The sequence below is a fragment of the Streptomyces sp. NPDC088812 genome (assembly GCF_044750285.1).
In the GTDB taxonomy this organism is placed as follows: domain Bacteria; phylum Actinomycetota; class Actinomycetes; order Streptomycetales; family Streptomycetaceae; genus Streptomyces.
This window is the reverse complement of record NZ_JBIVJP010000035.1, coordinates 39,159-57,966: the sequence shown is the minus strand read 5'-3', so window position 1 is coordinate 57,966 and position 18,808 is coordinate 39,159. Positions and strand designations below refer to the sequence as shown.

General features: G+C 69.9%; 19 protein-coding genes. 16 read left to right on the top strand and 3 right to left on the bottom strand.

From position 1 onward, the window contains the following. Window positions 1-16 precede the first annotated feature (16 nt). The 7 genes from ACIP67_RS40955 (at window position 17) to ACIP67_RS40925 (ending at window position 5,424) form a co-directional block, all read left to right on the top strand. The gene (locus ACIP67_RS40955; RefSeq protein WP_401699253.1) at window positions 17-904 is read left to right on the top strand and encodes a DUF5936 domain-containing protein; all 888 of its coding nucleotides are present in this window, start codon (window positions 17-19) and stop codon (window positions 902-904) included. A gap of 19 nt (window positions 905-923) precedes the next feature. After that, a complete protein-coding gene (locus ACIP67_RS40950) occupies window positions 924-2,297 on the top strand; it encodes a sensor histidine kinase (RefSeq protein WP_401699251.1) in 1,374 nt (457 codons plus the stop codon). 98 nt (window positions 2,298-2,395) lie between these two features. After that, entirely contained in the window at window positions 2,396-3,226 is an 831-nt protein-coding gene (locus ACIP67_RS40945; protein WP_401699249.1) for a response regulator, read from the top strand. A 123-nt stretch (window positions 3,227-3,349) separates the two neighbouring features. Further along, window positions 3,350-3,580 carry a Flp family type IVb pilin gene (locus ACIP67_RS40940; protein WP_389514404.1) on the top strand — a complete coding sequence of 77 codons (231 nt, stop codon included), beginning with the start codon at window positions 3,350-3,352 and terminating at the stop codon, window positions 3,578-3,580. Continuing rightward, window positions 3,577-4,170, top strand: coding sequence for a pilus assembly protein TadG-related protein (locus ACIP67_RS40935; RefSeq protein WP_401699298.1), 594 nt, complete (start codon window positions 3,577-3,579; stop codon window positions 4,168-4,170). The genes ACIP67_RS40940 and ACIP67_RS40935 overlap by 4 nt, the downstream gene beginning before the upstream one ends. A gap of 34 nt (window positions 4,171-4,204) precedes the next feature. Continuing rightward, entirely contained in the window at window positions 4,205-4,789 is a 585-nt protein-coding gene (locus ACIP67_RS40930) for a hypothetical protein (RefSeq protein WP_401699247.1), read from the top strand. An 8-nt stretch (window positions 4,790-4,797) separates the two neighbouring features. Then, a complete protein-coding gene (locus ACIP67_RS40925; RefSeq protein WP_401699245.1) occupies window positions 4,798-5,424 on the top strand; it encodes an OmpA family protein in 627 nt (208 codons plus the stop codon). 13 nt (window positions 5,425-5,437) lie between these two features. Here ACIP67_RS40925 and ACIP67_RS40920 read toward each other — a convergent pair whose 3' ends face one another. Further along, window positions 5,438-5,827: a DUF192 domain-containing protein gene (locus ACIP67_RS40920; RefSeq protein WP_401699243.1), complete on the bottom strand. Its 390-nt coding sequence runs from the start codon at window positions 5,825-5,827 to the stop codon at window positions 5,438-5,440. Between the two features lie 72 nt (window positions 5,828-5,899). Here ACIP67_RS40920 and ACIP67_RS40915 point away from each other — a divergent pair, with 72 nt between their 5' ends. The 8 genes from ACIP67_RS40915 (at window position 5,900) to ACIP67_RS40880 (ending at window position 16,314) form a co-directional block, all read left to right on the top strand. After that, window positions 5,900-6,466: a dihydrofolate reductase family protein gene (locus ACIP67_RS40915; RefSeq protein ID WP_401699241.1), complete on the top strand. Its 567-nt coding sequence runs from the start codon at window positions 5,900-5,902 to the stop codon at window positions 6,464-6,466. A gap of 133 nt (window positions 6,467-6,599) precedes the next feature. After that, entirely contained in the window at window positions 6,600-7,076 is a 477-nt protein-coding gene (locus ACIP67_RS40910) for a hypothetical protein (protein ID WP_401699238.1), read from the top strand. A 10-nt stretch (window positions 7,077-7,086) separates the two neighbouring features. After that, window positions 7,087-9,381 (top strand): hypothetical protein, encoded by a 2,295-nt coding sequence (locus ACIP67_RS40905; RefSeq protein WP_401699236.1) that lies wholly within the window; start codon window positions 7,087-7,089, stop codon window positions 9,379-9,381. A 35-nt stretch (window positions 9,382-9,416) separates the two neighbouring features. Further along, on the top strand, window positions 9,417-10,046 hold the full coding sequence (locus ACIP67_RS40900) for a hypothetical protein (protein WP_401699234.1): 630 nt from the start codon (window positions 9,417-9,419) through the stop codon (window positions 10,044-10,046). 1,140 nt (window positions 10,047-11,186) lie between these two features. Further along, a complete protein-coding gene (locus ACIP67_RS40895) occupies window positions 11,187-11,960 on the top strand; it encodes an isoprenyl transferase (RefSeq protein ID WP_401699232.1) in 774 nt (257 codons plus the stop codon). 376 nt (window positions 11,961-12,336) lie between these two features. Beyond that, window positions 12,337-13,662 carry a PhoH family protein gene (locus ACIP67_RS40890; RefSeq protein ID WP_401699229.1) on the top strand — a complete coding sequence of 442 codons (1,326 nt, stop codon included), beginning with the start codon at window positions 12,337-12,339 and terminating at the stop codon, window positions 13,660-13,662. Between the two features lie 418 nt (window positions 13,663-14,080). Next, the gene (locus ACIP67_RS40885) at window positions 14,081-14,773 is read left to right on the top strand and encodes a transglycosylase SLT domain-containing protein (RefSeq protein WP_401699227.1); all 693 of its coding nucleotides are present in this window, start codon (window positions 14,081-14,083) and stop codon (window positions 14,771-14,773) included. Window positions 14,774-14,958: 185 nt separating this feature from the next. Beyond that, window positions 14,959-16,314, top strand: coding sequence for an AI-2E family transporter (locus ACIP67_RS40880; RefSeq protein WP_401699225.1), 1,356 nt, complete (start codon window positions 14,959-14,961; stop codon window positions 16,312-16,314). A 223-nt stretch (window positions 16,315-16,537) separates the two neighbouring features. On the opposite strand, the gene ACIP67_RS40875 is transcribed toward ACIP67_RS40880, so the two are convergent. Then, entirely contained in the window at window positions 16,538-17,071 is a 534-nt protein-coding gene (locus ACIP67_RS40875) for an alkyl hydroperoxide reductase (protein WP_401699222.1), read from the bottom strand. A gap of 6 nt (window positions 17,072-17,077) precedes the next feature. Then, complete coding sequence (locus ACIP67_RS40870; RefSeq protein WP_401699219.1) at window positions 17,078-17,632, bottom strand: peroxiredoxin; 555 nt, start codon at window positions 17,630-17,632, stop codon at window positions 17,078-17,080. Window positions 17,633-17,765: 133 nt separating this feature from the next. Here ACIP67_RS40870 and ACIP67_RS40865 point away from each other — a divergent pair, with 133 nt between their 5' ends. After that, a complete protein-coding gene (locus ACIP67_RS40865) occupies window positions 17,766-18,800 on the top strand; it encodes a hydrogen peroxide-inducible genes activator (protein WP_401699217.1) in 1,035 nt (344 codons plus the stop codon). Window positions 18,801-18,808: the final 8 nt, after the last annotated feature.

Here is an 18,808-nt window from a genome sequence, read left to right as displayed (position 1 = left end):
GGAGGAACCGCCCGCCATGGAACTGCTGCTCGCACTCGTCATGGGCCTCGGCGTCTGGGGCGTCTTCACCGGCCTGCGCATGTACCGGGCCGACGCCAAACTGCCCAGCGACCTCGCGCTGGCCCTGGAGATCGGCTCCAGCCGCACCGGCGCCGTCGGCTCCCTCGTCGACCGCCTCGGCATGCGGTACGCCCCCGCCGTCCTGCGCCTCATGGGCCCCGCGCAGGTCGCCCGGTACCGGCGCCGGATCGACCTGGCCGGCAACCCCGGGGGCCTCACCCTCGACCGCTACGCCGCCCGGCGCGCGGTCTACGGCGCGGTCGGCGCCCTCGGCGGCCTGGTCGCCCTCCTCCAGGGCAGCTACTTCCTCGCCCTCCTCATGGTCGCCTTCGGCGTGTTCTGGTCCGAGGTCGGCATCTGGTCCGCCATCCGCGTCCGCAAGGACGCGATCGAACGGACGCTGCCCGACTTCCTGGACGTCCTCGCCGTCGTCGTGAGCGCGGGCCTCGGCTTCCGCCAGGCCCTCGACCGCGTGGCGTCCCGGTACGAGGGTCCGTGGGCCGACGAGATCCGCATCACGCTCCGCCAGATGGACCTCGGCATGAGCCGCCGCGAGGCCTTCGCCGAACTGCGCCGCCGCAACGACTCCGAGCAGGTCGCCATGTTCGTCACGGCGCTCCAGCAGGGGGAGGAGCTGGGCGCGCCGATCGTGGACACGCTGGTCTCCATCGCCAAGGACATGCGCCGCACCGACGCCCAGAACGCCCGCCGCAAGGCGGCCCGGGCGGTCCCCAAGGCCACCTTGATGATCACCACGTTCATGGTCCCGGCCACCATGCTCCTCCTCGGCGCGGGCATGCTGCTCGGCTCCGGCACGGACTTCACCTCGATCACGGGCGAGTAGGGGGAGCGGGGTGACGGTCATGACGGCGACCACCAAGGGGCACGACGACCGCCCGGACCGACGCGCCGGCCCGGGAGCAGCCGGTGAAGCACCCGAGGGGGCGGTGCCCGAGAGCGGGCCGCCCCCCGCGACCCAGCCGCCCCCCGCGACCCAGCCACCCCTCATGACCCAGCCACCCCTCACCCTCCAGGTCAACGCCCTCCAGGCCATGTGCCGCCAGGTCTTCGGCTTCCGCCTCGCCATGATCGCGCTGGCCGCACCGGCCGCCCTCCTCAACGCCTCCCCGGGCCTGGGCGCCCGGCTGGTCGGCGCGGCCGTGGTCGTCACCTTCATGGGCTCGTACGCCCTCTTCCGCGACTGGGAACGCTTCGGCCCGCTCCTCCTGCGCCACCCCACCCTCCTGGCCGTGGACACCCTCTTCGGCACCCTCCTGCTGATCTCCGCCGGCCCGGACACCACCCTCGCCTACGTCAGCGTCTGCACGCCCCTCCTCGCGGGCATCGTCTACGGCTGGCGCGGGGCGGCCTGCTTCGCCTCGTTCCAGTCGCTGATCCTCCTGCTCGTCCACGCGACCCTGGAGCGGGAGTCGGGCGCGAGCCTCGCCGAACGGCTGCTCCTGCCCGGCTTCTGCGTCATCACCGGCGCCGTCGGCTCCACCCTGCGCAACCTCATGCTCCGCTTCGGCACCGCGACGCACGCCCTGACCACCGTCAAGGCCCGGCTCGCCGCCACCGAGGCGGTCGCGGCCGAACGCGCCCGCCTGGCCCGCGAGATGCACGACTCGGTGGCCAAGACCCTCCACGGCGTCGCCCTCGCCGCGGACGGCCTCGCCCGCTCGGCGGCGGCCGCCGGCGTGGACCGGACCCGTGTGCAGCACCAGGCCGCGCTGATCGCCCGCGCCGCCCGCCGGGCCGCCGCGGAGTCCCGCGAACTCCTCACCGACCTGCGCCGCGAGACGGACCCCGCGCAGGGCGTCGACGTCCTGGCGGAACTGGCGGCACGCACCCGCGACGTCGCCGACCGCCTCGGCGTACCGGCCACGTACCACCCGACGGGCGACCGCGCGGCGTTCCCCGTCCCGCCGACCGTGGCCCGCCACCTCCTCACGATCGCCTCGGAGGCCCTGGAGAACGCGCACCGCCACGCGGACGCTCACCGCGTCGAGGTACGGGCCGGCGTCCACGGCGGCGTACTGCGCCTGAGCGTCCTCGACGACGGCCGCGGCCTCCCACCCGGCACCACCCTCGAACAGCTCCGCCGCGGCGGACACTTCGGCCTGGTCGGCATGGCGGAGCGGGCCGCCTCCGTCGGCGCCCGCCTCCACCTGGGCGCCGGCCCGCACGCCCGCGGCACCAGCGTGCTCCTCGAACTCCCGCTCACGGCCCTCGAATGACCCATGGCACCCGCCCGCCCTCGGCCCATGGCACCCCGCCCGCCCTCCACCCGTGACACCCCGCCCGCCATCCCCATGACGAAAGGAGGCCGCCTCCGATGCCGGACCGACCACCGCAGCCGCAGCCGCAGCCGCAGCCTCAGCCTCCGCCTCCGCCTCCGCCACCGACCCCCTTCGGAGACGTCTCCCGGCCCCACCCGGGCCCCCGCCCACCCCTGCGCGTCGTGATCGCCGACGACAACCCCGTGGTCCGCGCCGGTCTCACGGCACTCCTCTCCGACCACGAGGACATCACGGTCGTCGCGGAGGCCGCCGACGGCCGCGAGGCCTACGAGGCCGCCCACCGCCACCGGCCCGACATCGTCCTGCTGGACGTCCGCATGCCCGGCGTGGACGGCCTCGCTGCGCTGCCCCACCTGGTGGGGATCGCCCCGGTCGTGATGCTCACGTACAGCGGCGAGTCGGAGGTCGTCGAGGAGGCACTGCGCCGGGGCGCGGGCGGCTATCTGGTCCACGGGGAGTTCACCGTCGAGGAGTTGGTGAACGCCGTCCGGGACGTCCGGGAGGGCCGGGCCCACTTCACCCCGACCGCGGCGACCGCCGTACTGACCCGGCTGAGATCGATGAAGAGTGCGACTGCACACAATGGCGTAACCCAACCACCCCCATTTCCAGCGACTTCTCCCAAACTGCTTTCGCAACTGCAATCGGCTGTGGGACAGTCACGTCGGGGCTCCGAACTCAGCGTGAGGGAGGCGGAGATCATGGACCTCATCGCATCCGGCATGACCAACCAGCAGATCGCCGCCACCTGCTTCATCAGCGAGAAGACGGTCAAGAACCACATCAACCGCATCTTCGCCAAACTGCACAGCAGCAGCCGCTCCGAGGCGGCCGCCAAGTGGCTGGGAACGGCGGTGACCCCATGAGGCCCCGCCACCCCTTCGCCTGGGCCCGGATCTGGGCCCAGGGACCCTTCACCCGGCCGTCCGCTCCGCCCTACGTTCCCAGAGCCGGGAACGCCTCAAACGGAGAGGAACGCCATGAGCGACCTGAGCGACCTGCTGCTGAGGACCACCGTCGCAGCCCGGGTCCGGGTGAGCGGCTGGAAGAACACGACGGCACAGGCCGTACGACGCCGTGGCGACCGGGGACAGACCGCCGTGGAGTACCTGGGCATCATCGCGGTGGTGGTGGCGATCGTGGTGCTCATCGCCAATACGAACCTGGGCGCCACCATCGTCAACAAACTCACGGCTCAGATCGCCAAGGTGGCACCCTGACCCGAGCGCGTACGTACGGCGACGCAGGGCAGGTCTTCCCCGTCTACATCACGGTGGTGGGGGGCCTGCTCTTTCTCGCGTTCGCGTACTTCGCGGTCGGCCAGGCGGCGGTGAACCGGAACGGCGCCCAGACCGCCGCCGACGCGGCGGCCCTGGCGGCGGCGCAGGAGACCCGGGACCAGTTGGCCGACCAGTGGCTGCTGGTCGTCCGGGATCCCACCCAATGGCAGGACGTCTTCGACGGCAACGGCGCCACCGACTCCTGCTGGCGGGCGGCGCAGCTCGCGGCGCTGAACGACGCCGGCAACGTGCAGTGCGGCCCGGACGGCCTGCTGGGATACAAGGTCACCGTCCAGGCGAACCGGTCCGCCGGGGACTCCGTCATCCCTCTCACGAGCACGACGCGGGCGCATGCCTCCGCGACCGCCGTGATCGAGCCGCTGTGCACGTTCGAACTTCCGGGCGAGGACGCGGAGGACGACGTCCTGCCGGGGCTCACCTGTGACGACGAGGACTGGGAACTCGACCCGGATGACCTCACCGATCTGCCGGGGCCCGAAGACCTCTTCGATGTCCACCTGGTCGGCTGACGAGCGAACGACGAGTGGAGAAGGAAGCAGAGTGATGAGCATGCGGTTCACTGCGGAGGCCCGCAGGGGGATGGTCACGTTGGCCGTCGTGGCCGGCCTGGCTCTGGGGTCCACCGCCTGCGGTAGTGGCGGCGGGGACGACGACAAGAAATCGAACAATTCGGCGTCCGCTTCGCAGAGCAGTGGGTCCGCGCCGAGTGCTCAGGAGGGCCAGTCCGACTCGCCGCTGGCCGAGATCAAGGGCCCGAGCGGGCTCCTCCTCCAGATCACCTCGGCGGTCCGTGACTCCGGCGGTTTCGTCACCGTCAACGGTGCGCTGAAGAACGACGGATCGGAAGTGGCCGTCATTCCGGTGGAGTTGAGTGGCAACGAAACAGAGATCATGAACAACGGAAGGTCCCTCGGCGGAGCCACCCTCGTCGACTCCAAGACCAAGAAGCGCTACTACGTCCTGCGCGACACGGAAGGCCGCCCCCTGACGACCACGGGCTTCTCGACCCTCAAGGCCGGGGAATCGATCGACGTGTTCCTCCAGTTCCCGTCGCCGCCCGCCGACACGACCGACGTCTCCTTCCAGCTGCCGCTGTTCCCCAGCGCGGTCGTCAAGATCTCCGGGTGAGGCCGGTCATGACCCGCACCCGGACGGCGTCCGCCCCCCTCGCCCTGGCGATGGTCACCACCGCGTTCCTCCTCACCCCCGCGAGCCCGGCCCGGGCCGACGGCCCCAGCGTCCCGCCGGGCACCGAACCTACCGCCACCGCCCCCGTGGAGGTCGACCCGAACGACCCCGACCTCAAGCTCCCCGAGGGCGCCACCCTCGCCGAGCCCAAGGTGCTGGACATCAAGCAGGTCGTCGAGGACCAGAGCGGCGACGAACGCCGGGAGGACACCAACGCCGACGTGACCTTCGCACTCCAGGCGGAAGTCCTCTTCGGCAAGAACAGCGCGAAGCTCAGCGCTGCCGCGCAGGCGCGGATCGCCACGATCGCCCAGGAGATCAACACACAGAAGGCCACCCAGGTCCGCGTCTTCGGCTTCACGGACAACCTCGGCTCCTCGGCCCACGGCGACGTCCTGTCGAAACAGCGCGCCGACGCCGTCCAGGCCGCTCTCGCGGGCGACCTGAACGACCCGAACATCACCTTCGAGGTGCGCGGCTACGGCGAACAGTTCCCCATCGCGGACAACTCCACCGAGGCCGGCCGCAAGAAGAACCGCCGAGTGGAGGTCACCTTCCCCCGCACCGCGAGCTGACCCGGGCCGCCACTCACCGCTCCCGCCGTCCCTCGCCCCTCCCGTCGGCCACCTCCACCCGCAGCGTCACGCCCACGCGGACCCCCCACCCCGCCAGGGCCCCCGCGGCCGCCTCCACCACATGCCGGGAACGCGGCCGGGGCAGCCCCAGCCGCCCCGGTGGCATGGTCCGGACGGCGATCACGGTGAGGTGGCGGTCGAGATAGGCGACGTCGATGGGGACGCGCATGCCGAAGGTGTGAATGCTCCCGGCGGGGGAGAGCAGCAACGCCCCCTCGACGCGGTCCCGGCCGAGCAGTCCCCGCGTCCGTGCCCGGTACGAGGTGGCGATCTCCAGGGGGACCCGCAGGCCCGCCTCGCCGCCCACGACGAACTCCCCCCGCCCGTCACGCCAGCGCGCCATACTCGTCTCCCCTCGGCCGCGTAGCTACCCTCTGCACGGTAGCGAGCCGGGACACGAAGGGGTGGCCGTCGTATGCGCAGGATCGTTCTGATGTCATCGGTTTCCATCGACGGGTACTTCGAGGGCCCGGACCACGACATCTCCTGGCACCGGGTCGACGACGCACTGCACCAGCACTTCAACGACATCGTCAGAGACCTGGACGGCCTGATCCACGGCAGGGTCACCTACGACCTCATGGCCGCCTACTGGCCCACGGCCGACGCCGACCCACGCGCGAGCGCGACCGAGGCCGAGTTCGCGGGCATCTGGCGTGACATCCCGAAGTACGTGTACTCCAGGACGCTGGAACGGGCCGACTGGAACACGACGATCGTCCGGGAGGTCGTACCCGAGGAGGTCACCGCCCTGAAGAACCAACCGGGCACGGGCGACCTCGTTCTCGGAGGCGCCGACCTCGCCGCCACCTTTCTCCGTCACGACCTGGTGGACGAGATCCGTCTCTACGTCCACCCCGTGCTCCTCGGCCACGGCAAACCCCTCTTCCCACCCACCGGCACCACCATCCCCCTCCACCTCACCGAGTCCCGCACCTTCCCCAGCGGAGTGACCCTGCTGCACTACACGGTCCTCCGCTGATCACGGCCGCCGCGTACTCAAGTGCGCCCATGACTCAGTCGAGTTGTGTGCGCAGAGTCAGCCCACGCACACCGTACGCACGGTAAAGTCACAGCACATTGTGTGATCGGTGGAGTGCAGCGGGGGCACTGACGTGGCGTGGGACGAGTGGGAGCAACTGAAGGCCGACGCGGTGGAGGGCGGAGCGACGCGGATGCGGCTCAACCAGATCCCCGCGGACCCGGGTGGTGGCAGCGGCGCCGGTGACCTGGTGGTCAACCAGGACGACCTCGGTGCCGTCGGCCACGACGCTTTCCTCCTGTACGAGGACCTCCAGACCGGCGCGGACATCGCCGGCGCCGGTGCGAACAAGGACGGCGTGGGCTCCTCGAGCCAGGCCGCCGCCGCCCTGAAGTCGCACGGCTTCGCGACCGGCGGCGCGCTGGAGACGACGGTCGACATCTGGACGTCGCAGCTCAAGACGGTGCTCCAGGCATGCGCCCACATCTCGGACCACCTCGACTTCAGCAAGAAGCTGCATGCCCAGGAGGACGCCAAGATCGGTGCCGTGATCCTCGGCACCGACGGCGGGGCCCTGCCCGTGTCCCAGATCGACAAGTACTTCCAGTAGGAGCGTCTCGGTGGCCCTCACCTACACGGACCTCGTCGAGGTCGACCTCGGCAAACTCGGCACCGCGGTCTCCGACTGGGGCAAGAGTGTGGACGCGCTCAAGACCGCGGCGGAGAATGCCCGCACGGGCATGCAGGCCAAGTCGGACAAGGCCCGATGGGCCGGTGTGAACGCCACGGTGACCCGGGAGTTCGTCACCAAGACGGTGAAGGAGATCGACGACCTGCACACCGAGGCCGAAAGCATCCACAAGGTGCTCGTCGACGGCCACACGGAACTGGTCTCACTCCAGAAGAAGATCCGGACCGCGGTCCAGCAGGACGCGGTGAACCTCGGGGTACGCGTCGAGGACATCGGCGAGGGCAAGGTCCGCTGCTTCTTCCCGCACATCCGGGGTGACAGCGACGAGCGCACCCAGGAGCAGCTCGACGCCAAGCAGGAGCTGGAGGACCGCATCAACCGGCTCGTCGCCCACGCCACCGAGATCGACACGTCCCTGACCCGTGCGCTGGCCAAGAGCCACGGCAATGACAAGCACAACGCCGGTCACGCATCGTACGAGTCCCTCGACGACGCCCAGGCCGAGCGCGCGGCCGAACTGGCGAAGCTCGGGCCGGAGCTGAGCGACAAGCAGTTCATGGAGCTGAACTCCATCATGAAGTTCAACGCCAGGGACGCGGACTTCTCCACGGATTTCTACAAGTCCCTCGGCGGCCCCAAGGAGGCGCTGGAGTTCTACGGCCGCATGTCCCTGGACGGCACGATGGGCGACAACAAGGAGCGGCTCGCCCTCACCCGGCAGCTCCAGCGGAACATGGGCCTGGCCCTGGCCTCGGCGACCGACCCCGACAACAAGCCCCACCTGCCAGCGAGTTGGTCGACGGAGTTCCGCAAGCTGGGCACCCAGCGGGTCGAGCTCTACCCCGGCGCGGGCATGTCGCCGTACGGCTACCAGCTCCTGGGCGGAATCCTGCGCTACGGGAATTACGACGCACGGTTCATCAACCCCATCGCCGAACACGTCGTGCAACTGCACAAGAAGGACCCGTACCGGTTCATGGAGAACAAGCCCATGATCGGCGGGTCCGACCTCGACTGGGGCTTCAACCCGTCGGGAAAGAACGGCGCCGGCTACGACCCGCTGACCAGCGTCCTGGAGGCACTCGGGCACAGCCCCGAGGCCGCGAAGAGGTTCTTCACCGACCCGCCCACCGCCTACAACGAGGACGGCACGGTCGACAAGGACGGCACCCTCGACTTCACGTCGTACTTCGACGAACTGAACGACAAGAACTTCGAGTGGGCCCCCGACAGCCTCGTCCACCCCGGCAGCGACGAGGCGAAGCACGCCCGTGAGATGGGCCCAGATGCCCTGGGGCACGCGCTGGAGGCCGCGACCACGGGGGCGGCGTGGGACGCGGATCCGCCGGTGCTGCACCGGGACGAGGAGACGTGGAAGGTCATGGACAAGGTGATCGACCGCTACAACGTCGCCTCTGAAGCCGGGGCGCCGCCCGAGGTCATGAAGGACAGCCTGGCCCGCATGGGCGCGGCGTACATCGACGACATCAACTACTCGATCAAGGACTTCGGTGCATCGGGTGACGAAGTGGGGCGCGGCCGTATCTTCGCCAACAGCAGTGACGGCTCGACACGTATGTCTTTCGGAGAGCAGGACGCACGGAACTTCATGATGCTGGTCGCCGCGGACCAGGACGGCTACCAGACCCTCTCTGCCGCTCAGCAGGTCTACACCGCAAGCGGACTCGCGGCTCTTGAAGGCGACCGGGAAGACGGAATTTCCTTCGCCCACAACTCGGCCAAGGTGAACGGAATCCTCGACGAATCCCGGTCACACCAGATCCGCGAGGACTTCAAGGACGACGCAACCGCTGAGAACATGGAGTTGGCAAAGCAGGGTGAGTGGCGCAAGAGCCTGATGACCGGCGTCGTAACGGCGGCCGCCGCTGGTGGCACGGCCTTGATCCTAGGTCCGGCCGCCGGCGTCGTCGCCACCACCGTCGTCCCGATCGTGCTGGAGTCGGGTGCTTCGACGGTCAGTACGGCCTATGGCAACCACACGATGCAGTACTTGCAGGACAACGAGTACAAGAACGATCCGCAAGCACTGCAGGAGGTTCAGAACCTCGAGACTGTCGGTGAGCGTGGAGTCTGGGTGCCTGTCTCCAACTATGCCGATGCCATTGGCATGACTCAACAGGAAAAGGACGCTCTCGTTACGGAGATTGAAGGTTCGTACAGAGATGGTAAGGACGCTATCTCGGACGCGGAGAAGGTGTCGTAGTGATGTTTACCGGAAGGGCGTCCGGGAGAGTCGGCATGGTGGTCGCGGCGGTGGTTGTGCTGTCTGCCTGCTCCGGATCCGGCGAGGGAAAGAGTAAGGACAGGGGCGATGCACCGCAGGGTTGGAGCGTGTGCAACGAGTTGTTCGGATCCAGCAGGATCGATGCGCTGCAGGCCGAATTGGGGGACGGAACCCTGGAGCCCCTGAACTCAACCCCTGTGAGTGAGTTGATGTCCGGACGGGCAGGTGTCGCGAAATCCTGGAAGCCAGGCAGCGAAGTACATTACGCCAATACCGCACACCCCTGCGATCTCGGCATCGACGGAACGAGCGCGCGGTTCAACTCCTACGTGCGCTGGTCCGTCGACACTCCTGAGGACATCGAGAACGGTGTCGCGTCCAGGGACGGCTGGCAGTCGACAGGTGGCGATGTCCATGTCGTGCGCGAGGATGCCGGCCTGCACCTCACCGCCGTGTTCCCTTGCAAGATCAAGGGGTCCCACCAGGATCAGGAAGCGGAACTCCCCCTGGAAGTCGAGACCGAGGTGCGGAACGTCCCCGGTTTCGACGCCGATCTCCTGAGCGAGATGACCGCCCGGCTCGCCAGCGTGCTCGCGAAGGGCCTCCCATGCGCCAACTCGCCACGCATTCCTGAAGCATTGTGAGGGGATGACAAGGCCCAGCCCCTCGGAAGACCTACCTCCTCACGGAAGGCGGGGAGGTGAGTGACCCTTCACCGAGGTCGGCCCGGCCTTCACCGAGGTCGGCCCGGCCGGTGCGGCGGGAAACTTGTTCCCCGGTCGACAGTTCCGCCGCCGACGGCGCCCGAGCGTGCGTCTCGGCACCGTGCCGACCGTCTCCGCGGATGCCCCTCGGTCTTCCCCGGGCCCTCGCCGCACCCCGCCGCGGGATTGGCCAGGAAGCTCCGCCCGAGCGCTCGCACGCTCACCCCACGCCAACCGGTCGTCGAGGTCGGGCCGCTGGTGGAAGAGCCCGAAGAGGGCCGTGCCGTCCTCGGTGGCAGCCGAGTGGAACGGTGTATTCCGTCTTACTCCGCGACAGAACGCCCCGCCATCTCCACAGGGTTTCCCCATCGTTATCGCCGGCGGCTCGCATCACCCGTCTGCCTCACATAGGTTCAGGGCCGTGCAATTCGCGCCAGCAAAGCTGCGCGGGCGTCACCGCGCGGTGGAGGGGGCTGTGCGGTGACGTTCGCGTCAAGGTGGCGTGCGTCCCCGGGGTAGCCCGTCGGGGGGACGGTCGTGCGCCTGCCTGATGTGGGGCGAAGTGGGGTGGATACCTCCACTTCCGTTGCCGTATGACTGATTGACTTGAGAATCTACTGTCTTTCGGCCATGTGTCATCTGAAAACCCGGTCGCGCAGGACCAGCGCCGCGTCGCCGCGCGGCTTCGGAGAGTAATTGTGGCGCGCTGATGCACGCACCATCCCTCACGAAGGGTTATGGTGGGAACCCCCCCCTCGGGCCGGTCCGTCTCCCCCCCACGGACCGGCCCGTTTTTTCTGCCCGCGTGCGCGGCCCCCGGCGGCCGGCCCGGAGCGTGCGTCCGGCGTGTGCCACACCGGGTCTCCGTGCCGCACCGGCCCCCATGCCGCACGCGCCGTACCGGTCTCCGCGCCGTACCGGTCTCCGCGCCGTACCGCCCCCATGCCGCACCGCCCCCCGCACCGCGCCGTCGGCGGCCCCCGAGCTCCACGGGCCAGGCCCCGCAGGGGTAGGCTTCCGCCTCGCGGGGACCGCATTCGCCCGGAGGGACCGCATCCGCACGGAGGGGCTGACATTCACGTGAACCTGCGCGACAAGCTGCGCGGCCTGCTGGTGAGGCTGTACGCACGCCGGGTGGAAGGACACCTGGACCACGCTCAGGTGCCCAAGCACATCGGCGTCATCATGGACGGCAACCGCCGCTGGGCGAAGGCCGCGGGCTCCACCACCGTGCACGGCCACCGGGCCGGAGCCGAGAAGATCGAGGAGTTCCTCGGCTGGTGCTCGGAGACGGACGTCAAGGTCGTCACCCTCTGGCTGCTGTCCACGGACAACTTCGACCGCGCCGAGGAGGAGCTCGTCCCCCTCCTCGGCATCATCGAGGACGTCGTGCGCACCCTCGCCGCCGACGGCCGCTGGCGCGTGCACCACGTCGGCACCCTCGACCTGCTCCCGGCCGGCATGCAGCGCACGCTGAAGGAGGCCGAGGAGAGCACCGCCCACACCGACGGGATACTGGTCAACGTGGCCATCGGCTACGGCGGCCGCCAGGAGATCGCCGACGCCGTCCGCTCGATGATCGTCGACGCCCAGGACAACGGCGTCTCGATGGAGGACCTCGCCGAGTCCGTCGACATCGACATGATCGGACGTCACCTCTACACGGGCGCCCAGCCCGACCCCGACCTCGTGATCCGCACCAGCGGGGAGCAGCGGCTGTCCGGATTCATGCTCTGGCAGACGGCCCACTCCGAGTACTACTTCTGCGACGTCTTCTGGCCGGCCTTCCGCAAGGTCGACTTCCTGCGCGCCCTGCGCGACTACGCGGCCCGCCACCGCCGTTTCGGCGGCTGACGCACCTCCGGACGGCCACCCGTTCGGGCGTACCCCACCCCGCCCCGGAGCCCGCCCGCACCACCGGGGAAAGTGTCGCGAGTGCCCCGGTCGGTGCGGAAGTAACGAGGAGTTCACCGGCGCGCCGTTCCGGGCCGTGGCATGGCGTCGCGTGTTCGAGGGCATAGTCCAAGCAGGTCGACGCCCGAACCACGGGTGTCGCATCCTCAGTGGGCGGCACGGGGCCGTCCGCCCGGGAGGCCCTTTGCACCAGCCCGATCGTGCGGTCAGCACGGACGCAGCGGAGGGCCGGTTTTCGGCCCGTGCAGGGGCGCCGAACTCCGGTCCAGCTCCACTCCGTCGCTCCCCGACCTCATCCGAGGGGGTACGTCCTTCCGTGGTGACCAGCACAAAGCGCCACAAGCCCGACCGGCGCACCTACGTTCTCGACACCAGCGTCCTGCTGGCCGACCCGAACGCCCTGACCCGCTTCGACGAGCACGAGGTCGTGCTCCCCATCGTCGTGGTCACGGAGCTGGAGGCCAAGCGGCACCATCCCGAACTCGGCTACTTCGCCCGGCAGGCGCTGCGCCTGCTCGACGACTACCGGGTGCGGTACGGACGCCTCGACGCGCCCATCCCGATCGGGGAACTGGGCGGGACCATCCGTGTCGAGCTCAATCACTCGGACCCCAGCGTGCTGCCCACCGGCTACCGCCTGGGGGACAACGACTCACGCATCCTCGCGGTCGCCCGCAACCTGCAGGCCGAGGGGTTCGACGTCACCGTCGTGTCGAAGGACCTCCCGCTCAGGATCAAGGCGTCCTCCGTCGGGCTCCTCGCCGAGGAGTACCGGGCGGAGCTCGCCATCACGGACTCCTCCGGCTGGACCGGGATGTCCGAACTGCCCCTGTCGGGCGAACAGGTGGACATCCTCTTCGACGAGGGGCACGTGTACGTGCCGGAAGCCGCCGACCTCCCCGTGCACACCGGCCTGACCATCCAGTCCGAGCGCGGCAAGGCGCTCGGCCGGGTGACGCCCGAGGGCAACGTCCGGCTGGTGCGCGGCGACCGGGAGGCGTTCGGCATCAAGGGCCGCAGCGCCGAACAGCGCATCGCGCTCGACCTGCTGCTCGACCCGGACATCGGGATCGTGTCCATGGGCGGCCGGGCCGGCACCGGCAAGTCGGCGCTCGCGCTGTGCGCGGGCCTGGAGGCGGTCCTGGAGCGCCGCCAGCACCAGAAGGTGATGGTCTTCCGTCCGCTGTACGCGGTGGGCGGGCAGGAACTGGGCTACCTGCCCGGCACCGAGGCCGAGAAGATGGGTCCGTGGGCGCAGGCGGTCTTCGACACCCTGTCGGCGGTCACCAGCCGCGAGGTCATCGAGGAGGTCACCGCCCGCGGCATGCTGGAGGTCCTCCCGCTCACCCATATCCGCGGCCGCTCGCTCCACGACGCCTTCGTGATCGTGGACGAGGCCCAGTCGCTCGAACGGAACGTCCTGCTGACCGTTCTGTCCCGTATCGGCGCCAATTCGCGGGTCGTTCTCACCCATGACGTGGCGCAGAGGGACAATCTGCGCGTCGGCCGTTATGACGGCGTGGTCGCCGTCGTGGAGAAACTGAAGGGCCATCCGCTCTTCGCGCACGTCACCCTGAACAGGTCCGAGAGGTCCCAGATCGCGGCCCTTGTGACCGAAATGCTGGAGGACGTGCAGATCTGACCTGTCTGCTCGAATTCGCGCAGGTCGCGGGGTAGTTGGCGCCGTCCGGCAAAGGCTGTGAGCCTAGCCGGGCGGCGCCTTCGTGTGGGGCCGAACGGCGAAATCCCCAGGGGCGAACAGGATGTGAGCTTTCACACCCGATTCGGAATTGCCTTGCGGCGCTGGACTACGGCAGAGTCTCACTCCTGTCAGGCCCCGCATACGACACATCTGCGCCCCCATCGGTGCGGCACCACAAGCGCTTCACAGCCAACTCCATACCGCCCGTCGTATGCCGCCCGAGCACCACGCGGCGCTCCCCACGGGGAGTTGCCCACCGGGCCCGCGCCTCCGTGACCCCGCAGTGGGGAGGCCAGTGCCAGGGGCACGATCGCGTCCGCCAGGGTCACCTCAGCGGGCGATGCTGGAAGGAAACCGTGTGAGCCGGATCTCGGTCCGGGGATTCGCAGTGGCCTCGGCCACGGCGGTCACCGCTGTCGGAAGCGTCGTCGGCGTTGCCTCGGGCAGCACCGCGCAGACCATCGACGCTGAAACGACGGCCAGCGACGCGACCCTCCTCGCGGACATCCCTGTCGGCCAGCAGGCCCAGGTCCAGACCGCGTCCCTGACGCAGCAGGCCAGCGTCCAGGCGATCGCCGCGGACGAGAGCGCCAAGAAGGACGCCGAGGAGGCGGCCCGCAAGGCGGCCGCCAAGACCGCGATCGCCAAGAAGAAGGCCGCCGAGAAGGCGGCCGAGGCGGCCAAGGAAGCCAAGGAGCGCGCCGAGGCGACGGCCACGGCCAGCCGTAGCTCCTCCGACTTCCCGGTCCAGAGCTCCTACACCGTCGCGCAGATCCAGGCGATGGCGGCGCAGATGGTCCCCAGCGGGCAGTTCCAGTGCTTCAGCAACATCGTGAACCACGAGTCCAGCTGGAACTATCAGGCCGTCAACGCCTCCTCCGGCGCCTACGGCCTCTTCCAGGCCCTGCCCGGCTCCAAGATGTCGTCCGTCGGCTCCGACTGGCAGACGAACCCGGCCACCCAGATCAAGTGGGGCCTCAACTACATGAACGAGCGGTACGGCAGCCCCTGCGAGGCCTGGACCTTCTGGCAGGCCAACCACTGGTACTAGCCGACCACCGGTACCCGGCCCCGGCCCCTCGGTACCCCACGTCGAGCAGGACCCGTGGTCCGCGCCCGTCGGCTCAACCCCGCGCAGCCCCTCCCCGTCCTAGGGGGAGGGGCTTTCGCCCTGTACGGTCGGATCCGGCGACTCCAGGGGGAGTGGTGGGGAGAGACGGGGGAAGAGGACGGATCATGTCGCGAGTGCCACGTTGGCTCGGCCGGATCGGTGCCGGGCTGACCAGGATGGGGGAGCGGCTCGACGAGCGCCGTGCCGAGGCCCGGCGGGAGAGCGCGGAGGCCGGGGGAACCGGACCGGTGGCGCCCGACACCCTGGTGGTGCCCCCCGAGGAACTGCCGCCTCCCACTCCCCGCCCCGACCCCGCACAGGTCGTGCCGTGGGGGGTCCGGGTCGCCGCCGAGGCGGGCTGGCGGCTGCTGGTGCTCGCGGGGACCGTCTGGGTCCTGATGAAGGTCATCAGCGCCGTCCAACTCGTCGTCCTGGCCTTCGTGGTGGCGCTGCTGCTCACCGCCCTGCTGGAGCCCACCGTCGCCCGCCTCAAGCGCCTGGGGGTGCCCCGGGGCCCCGCGACCGCCCTGACGGCCATCCTCGGGTTCGTCGTCATCGGGCTGATGGGCTGGTTCGTGACCTGGCAGGTCATGGAGAACATCGACAACCTCTCCGACCAGGTCCAGGACGGCATCGACGACCTGCGGCGCTGGCTGCTCACCAGCCCGTTCCATGTGACCGACAAGCAGATCAACGGCATCGCCGAGAACCTGCGGGACGCCGTCGGCGCCAACACCGACGAGATCACCTCGGCCGGCCTGGAGGGCGTCACCGTCGTCGTCGAGGCCCTCACGGGCATCCTGCTCGCGTTCTTCTCGACGCTGTTCCTGCTCTACGACGGCAAGCGCATCTGGCAGTGGACCCTCAAGCTGGTCCCGGCCACCGCCCGGGCCGGCGTGGCGGGCGCGGGCCCGCGCGCCTGGGCGACGCTCACGGCGTACGTGCGGGGCACGGTGATCGTCGCGCTGATCGACGCGATCTTCATCGGCCTGGGCATCTACTTCCTCGACGTGCCCATGGCGGTGCCGCTCGCCGTCTTCATCTTCCTGTTCTCCTTCATCCCGCTGGTCGGCGCGGTCGCCTCCGGCGCGCTGGCCGTCGTGGTCGCGCTGGTGACGCAGGGCGTGTTCACGGCGGTGATGACCCTGGCGGTCGTCCTGGCCGTCCAGCAGATCGAGGGCCACATCCTCCAGCCGTTCATCCTCGGCCGCGCGGTGCGCGTCCACCCGCTCGCGGTGGTGCTGACGGTCGCGGCCGGCGGCATGGTCGCCGGTATCGGCGGCGCCGTGGTCGCCGTACCGCTGGTGGCGGTGTCCAACACGGTCGTGAGTTATCTGGCCGCGTACTCGCGGGAGTCGGCGCTGCGGCAGGCGCCGCGGCCGCGGGGAGCCACGGCGCTGGACGTGGCGCCGGTGGCGCCCATCGAGGCCGGGGACGGCTCCGGCCGCCCGTCGGAGAGTGCTCCCTCCGGGGAGGCCTGAGAAAGCCGGGGGAGCCCGGAGGAGAACGGGGCCGCCCCTGCGGGGGCGGCGACGCGCGCCCCGGAAGGAGCGGGTGCCCCGGAAGGAGCGGGTGCCCCGGAAGGGGCGGGTGCCCCGGAAGGGGCGGGTGCCCCGGCGGGAGCGGGTGCCCCGGCGGGGGGCGCGCGGCGACGGCCGAGCCCCGCCCACCACCCGGGTGGACGGGGCCCGTGTACGACCGGCCCTACTCGGAGAGCACCGCCTCCGTCTCCAGGGTCACGCCGACCGCCTGGACCACCGAGGCGATCTTGAACGCTTCCTGGATCACCTCGCGCTCGACGCCCGCCTTGCGCAGCACCTGCTCGTGCGAGTCCAGGCACATGCCGCAGCCGTTGATGGCGGAGACGGCGAACGACCACAGCTCGAAGTCGGTCTTGTCGACCCCGGGGTTGCCGATGACGTTCATCCGCAGGCCCGCCCGCAGGTTGCCGTACTCGTGGTCCGACAGCAGATGACGGGTGCGGTAGAAGACGTTGTTCATCGCCATGATCGCGGCGGCCGACTTGGCGGCCGTGTACGCCTCCGGCGAGAGGTTCGCCTTCGCCTCCGGCTCCAGCTCGCGCAGGACGATCGGGGAGCGGGAGGCGATCGCGGTCGCCAGCACCGTGCCCCACAGCTGCTGCGCGGGAAGGTCGGAGTTGCCGATGACCGAGCCCAGGTTGAGCCTCAGGTCCTTGGCGTAGTCCGGTATGCGGGACTTCAGGGTGTCGAGGGCCATGTCAGGTCACTCCCCGGCCAGCAGCTTGACCGGGTCGAGGGTGTCCTCGCCCTGGGACCAGTTGCAGGGGCACAGCTCGTCGGTCTGCAGGGCGTCCAGGACCCGCAGGACCTCCTTGGGGTTCCGGCCGACGGAACCGGCGGTGACCATCGTGAACTGGATCTCGTGGTTCGGGTCCACGACGAACACGGCACGCTGGGCGAAGCCGTCCTCGCCCTCGATGCCGAGCTCGCGCATCAGCTCGTGCCGGGAGTCGGCCATCATCGGGAACGGCAGGTCCGTCAGGTCCGGGTGGTCCTTGCGCCAGGCGTGGTGGACGAACTCGGAGTCGCCGGAGAAGCCGAGGATCTGCGCGTCGCGGTCGGCGAACTCGTCGTTCAGCCTGCCGAAGGCGGCGATCTCGGTCGGGCACACGAAGGTGAAGTCCTTCGGCCACGCGAAGACCACGAGCCACTTGCCCTCGTAGGACTTGTGGTGGATCTGTTCGAACTCCTTGCCCTTCTCCAGCGAGACACAGGCGGTCAGTTCGAATTCGGGGAACTTGTCACCGACGGTGAGCACAGGCCCTCCTTGCAGCGAGGAAACGTCCGGATCGCGGACATTTCCCATGGGTTGGACGGAGGCGATCGTGGCACAGAGTGCATTGATTACGGAAATGGCTACACTCGTTAGGGTTGATCGGAGGTAGTTATCAGTGACCGTCGGTAATGTCGGTGCCAAGAGCGTGGGCGGTGCGGGGGCCAAGCGGCGACAGCCCACCCTGGCCCAGTTGAGGGCCTTCGCGGCCGTCGCCGAGCACCTGCACTTCCGGGACGCGGCCGCCGCCATCGGCATGAGCCAGCCCGCCCTGTCCGGCGCCGTCTCCGCGCTGGAGGAGACGCTCGGCGTGACGCTCCTCGAGCGTACGACCCGCAAGGTGCTGCTCTCCGGGGCCGGCGAGCGGCTCGCCGTACGGGCGAAGGCGGTGCTGGAGGAGGTCGGGGCGCTGCTGGAGGAGGCCGAGGCGGTCCGGGCGCCCTTCACCGGCGCGCTGCGCCTCGGTGTCATCCCCACGGTCGCGCCCTATCTCCTGCCCACCGTCCTGCGCCTGGTCCACGAGCGCTACCCGCTCCTCGACCTCCAGGTCCACGAGGAGCAGACCGCCAGCCTCGTCGACGGCCTGCACAGCGGCCGGCTCGACCTGCTGCTGCTCGCCGTGCCGCTCGGGGTGCCCGGAACGCGGGAACTCCCCCTTTTCGACGAGGACTTCGTGCTCGTCACTCCTCCTGGCCACCGGCTCGGCGGCCAGGAGGGCATCCCGCGCGAGGTGCTCAAGGAACTGAATCTGCTGCTCCTGGACGAAGGGCACTGCCTGCGCGACCAGGCGCTCGAGATCTGCCGCGAGGCCGGGCGCGGTATGAGCGGGGCGGGGCGGACCTCGTCCGAGGGCGGGGGCGGACGTCGGGAGGGGGCGCCGGTGACGACGACCGCCGCCGGGCTCTCCACGCTCGTCCAGCTCGTCGCCGGCGGACTCGGCTGCACGCTGCTGCCGCGCACCGCCGTCACCGTCGAGACCAGCCGCTCCAGCCGGCTCCTCACTGGCTCCTTCGCCGCCCCCGCCCCCACCCGCCGGATCGCCCTCGCCATGCGGGCCGGCGCCGTCCGCGGGGCGGAGTACACGGAGCTGGCTGCCGCCCTGCGCGAGGCGCTGCGGCCGCTGCCGGTACGGGTGCTCGACACCGACGACTGAGCCACCGA

Excerpts from the sequence above, each read along its gene's own strand:
- ACIP67_RS40955 (WP_401699253.1), top strand. The coding sequence starts at position 17 with ATGGAACTGCTGCTCGCACTCGTCATGGGCCTCGGCGTCTGGGGCGTC.
- ACIP67_RS40950 (WP_401699251.1), top strand. The coding sequence starts at position 924 with ATGACGGCGACCACCAAGGGGCACGACGACCGCCCGGACCGACGCGCC.
- ACIP67_RS40945 (WP_401699249.1), top strand. The coding sequence starts at position 2,396 with ATGCCGGACCGACCACCGCAGCCGCAGCCGCAGCCGCAGCCTCAGCCT.
- ACIP67_RS40930 (WP_401699247.1), top strand. The coding sequence starts at position 4,205 with ATGAGCATGCGGTTCACTGCGGAGGCCCGCAGGGGGATGGTCACGTTG.
- ACIP67_RS40925 (WP_401699245.1), top strand. The coding sequence starts at position 4,798 with ATGACCCGCACCCGGACGGCGTCCGCCCCCCTCGCCCTGGCGATGGTC.
- ACIP67_RS40920 (WP_401699243.1), bottom strand. The coding sequence starts at position 5,827 with ATGGCGCGCTGGCGTGACGGGCGGGGGGAGTTCGTCGTGGGCGGCGAG.
- ACIP67_RS40915 (WP_401699241.1), top strand. The coding sequence starts at position 5,900 with ATGCGCAGGATCGTTCTGATGTCATCGGTTTCCATCGACGGGTACTTC.
- ACIP67_RS40900 (WP_401699234.1), top strand. The coding sequence starts at position 9,417 with ATGGTGGTCGCGGCGGTGGTTGTGCTGTCTGCCTGCTCCGGATCCGGC.
- ACIP67_RS40880 (WP_401699225.1), top strand. The coding sequence starts at position 14,959 with ATGTCGCGAGTGCCACGTTGGCTCGGCCGGATCGGTGCCGGGCTGACC.
- ACIP67_RS40875 (WP_401699222.1), bottom strand. The coding sequence starts at position 17,071 with ATGGCCCTCGACACCCTGAAGTCCCGCATACCGGACTACGCCAAGGAC.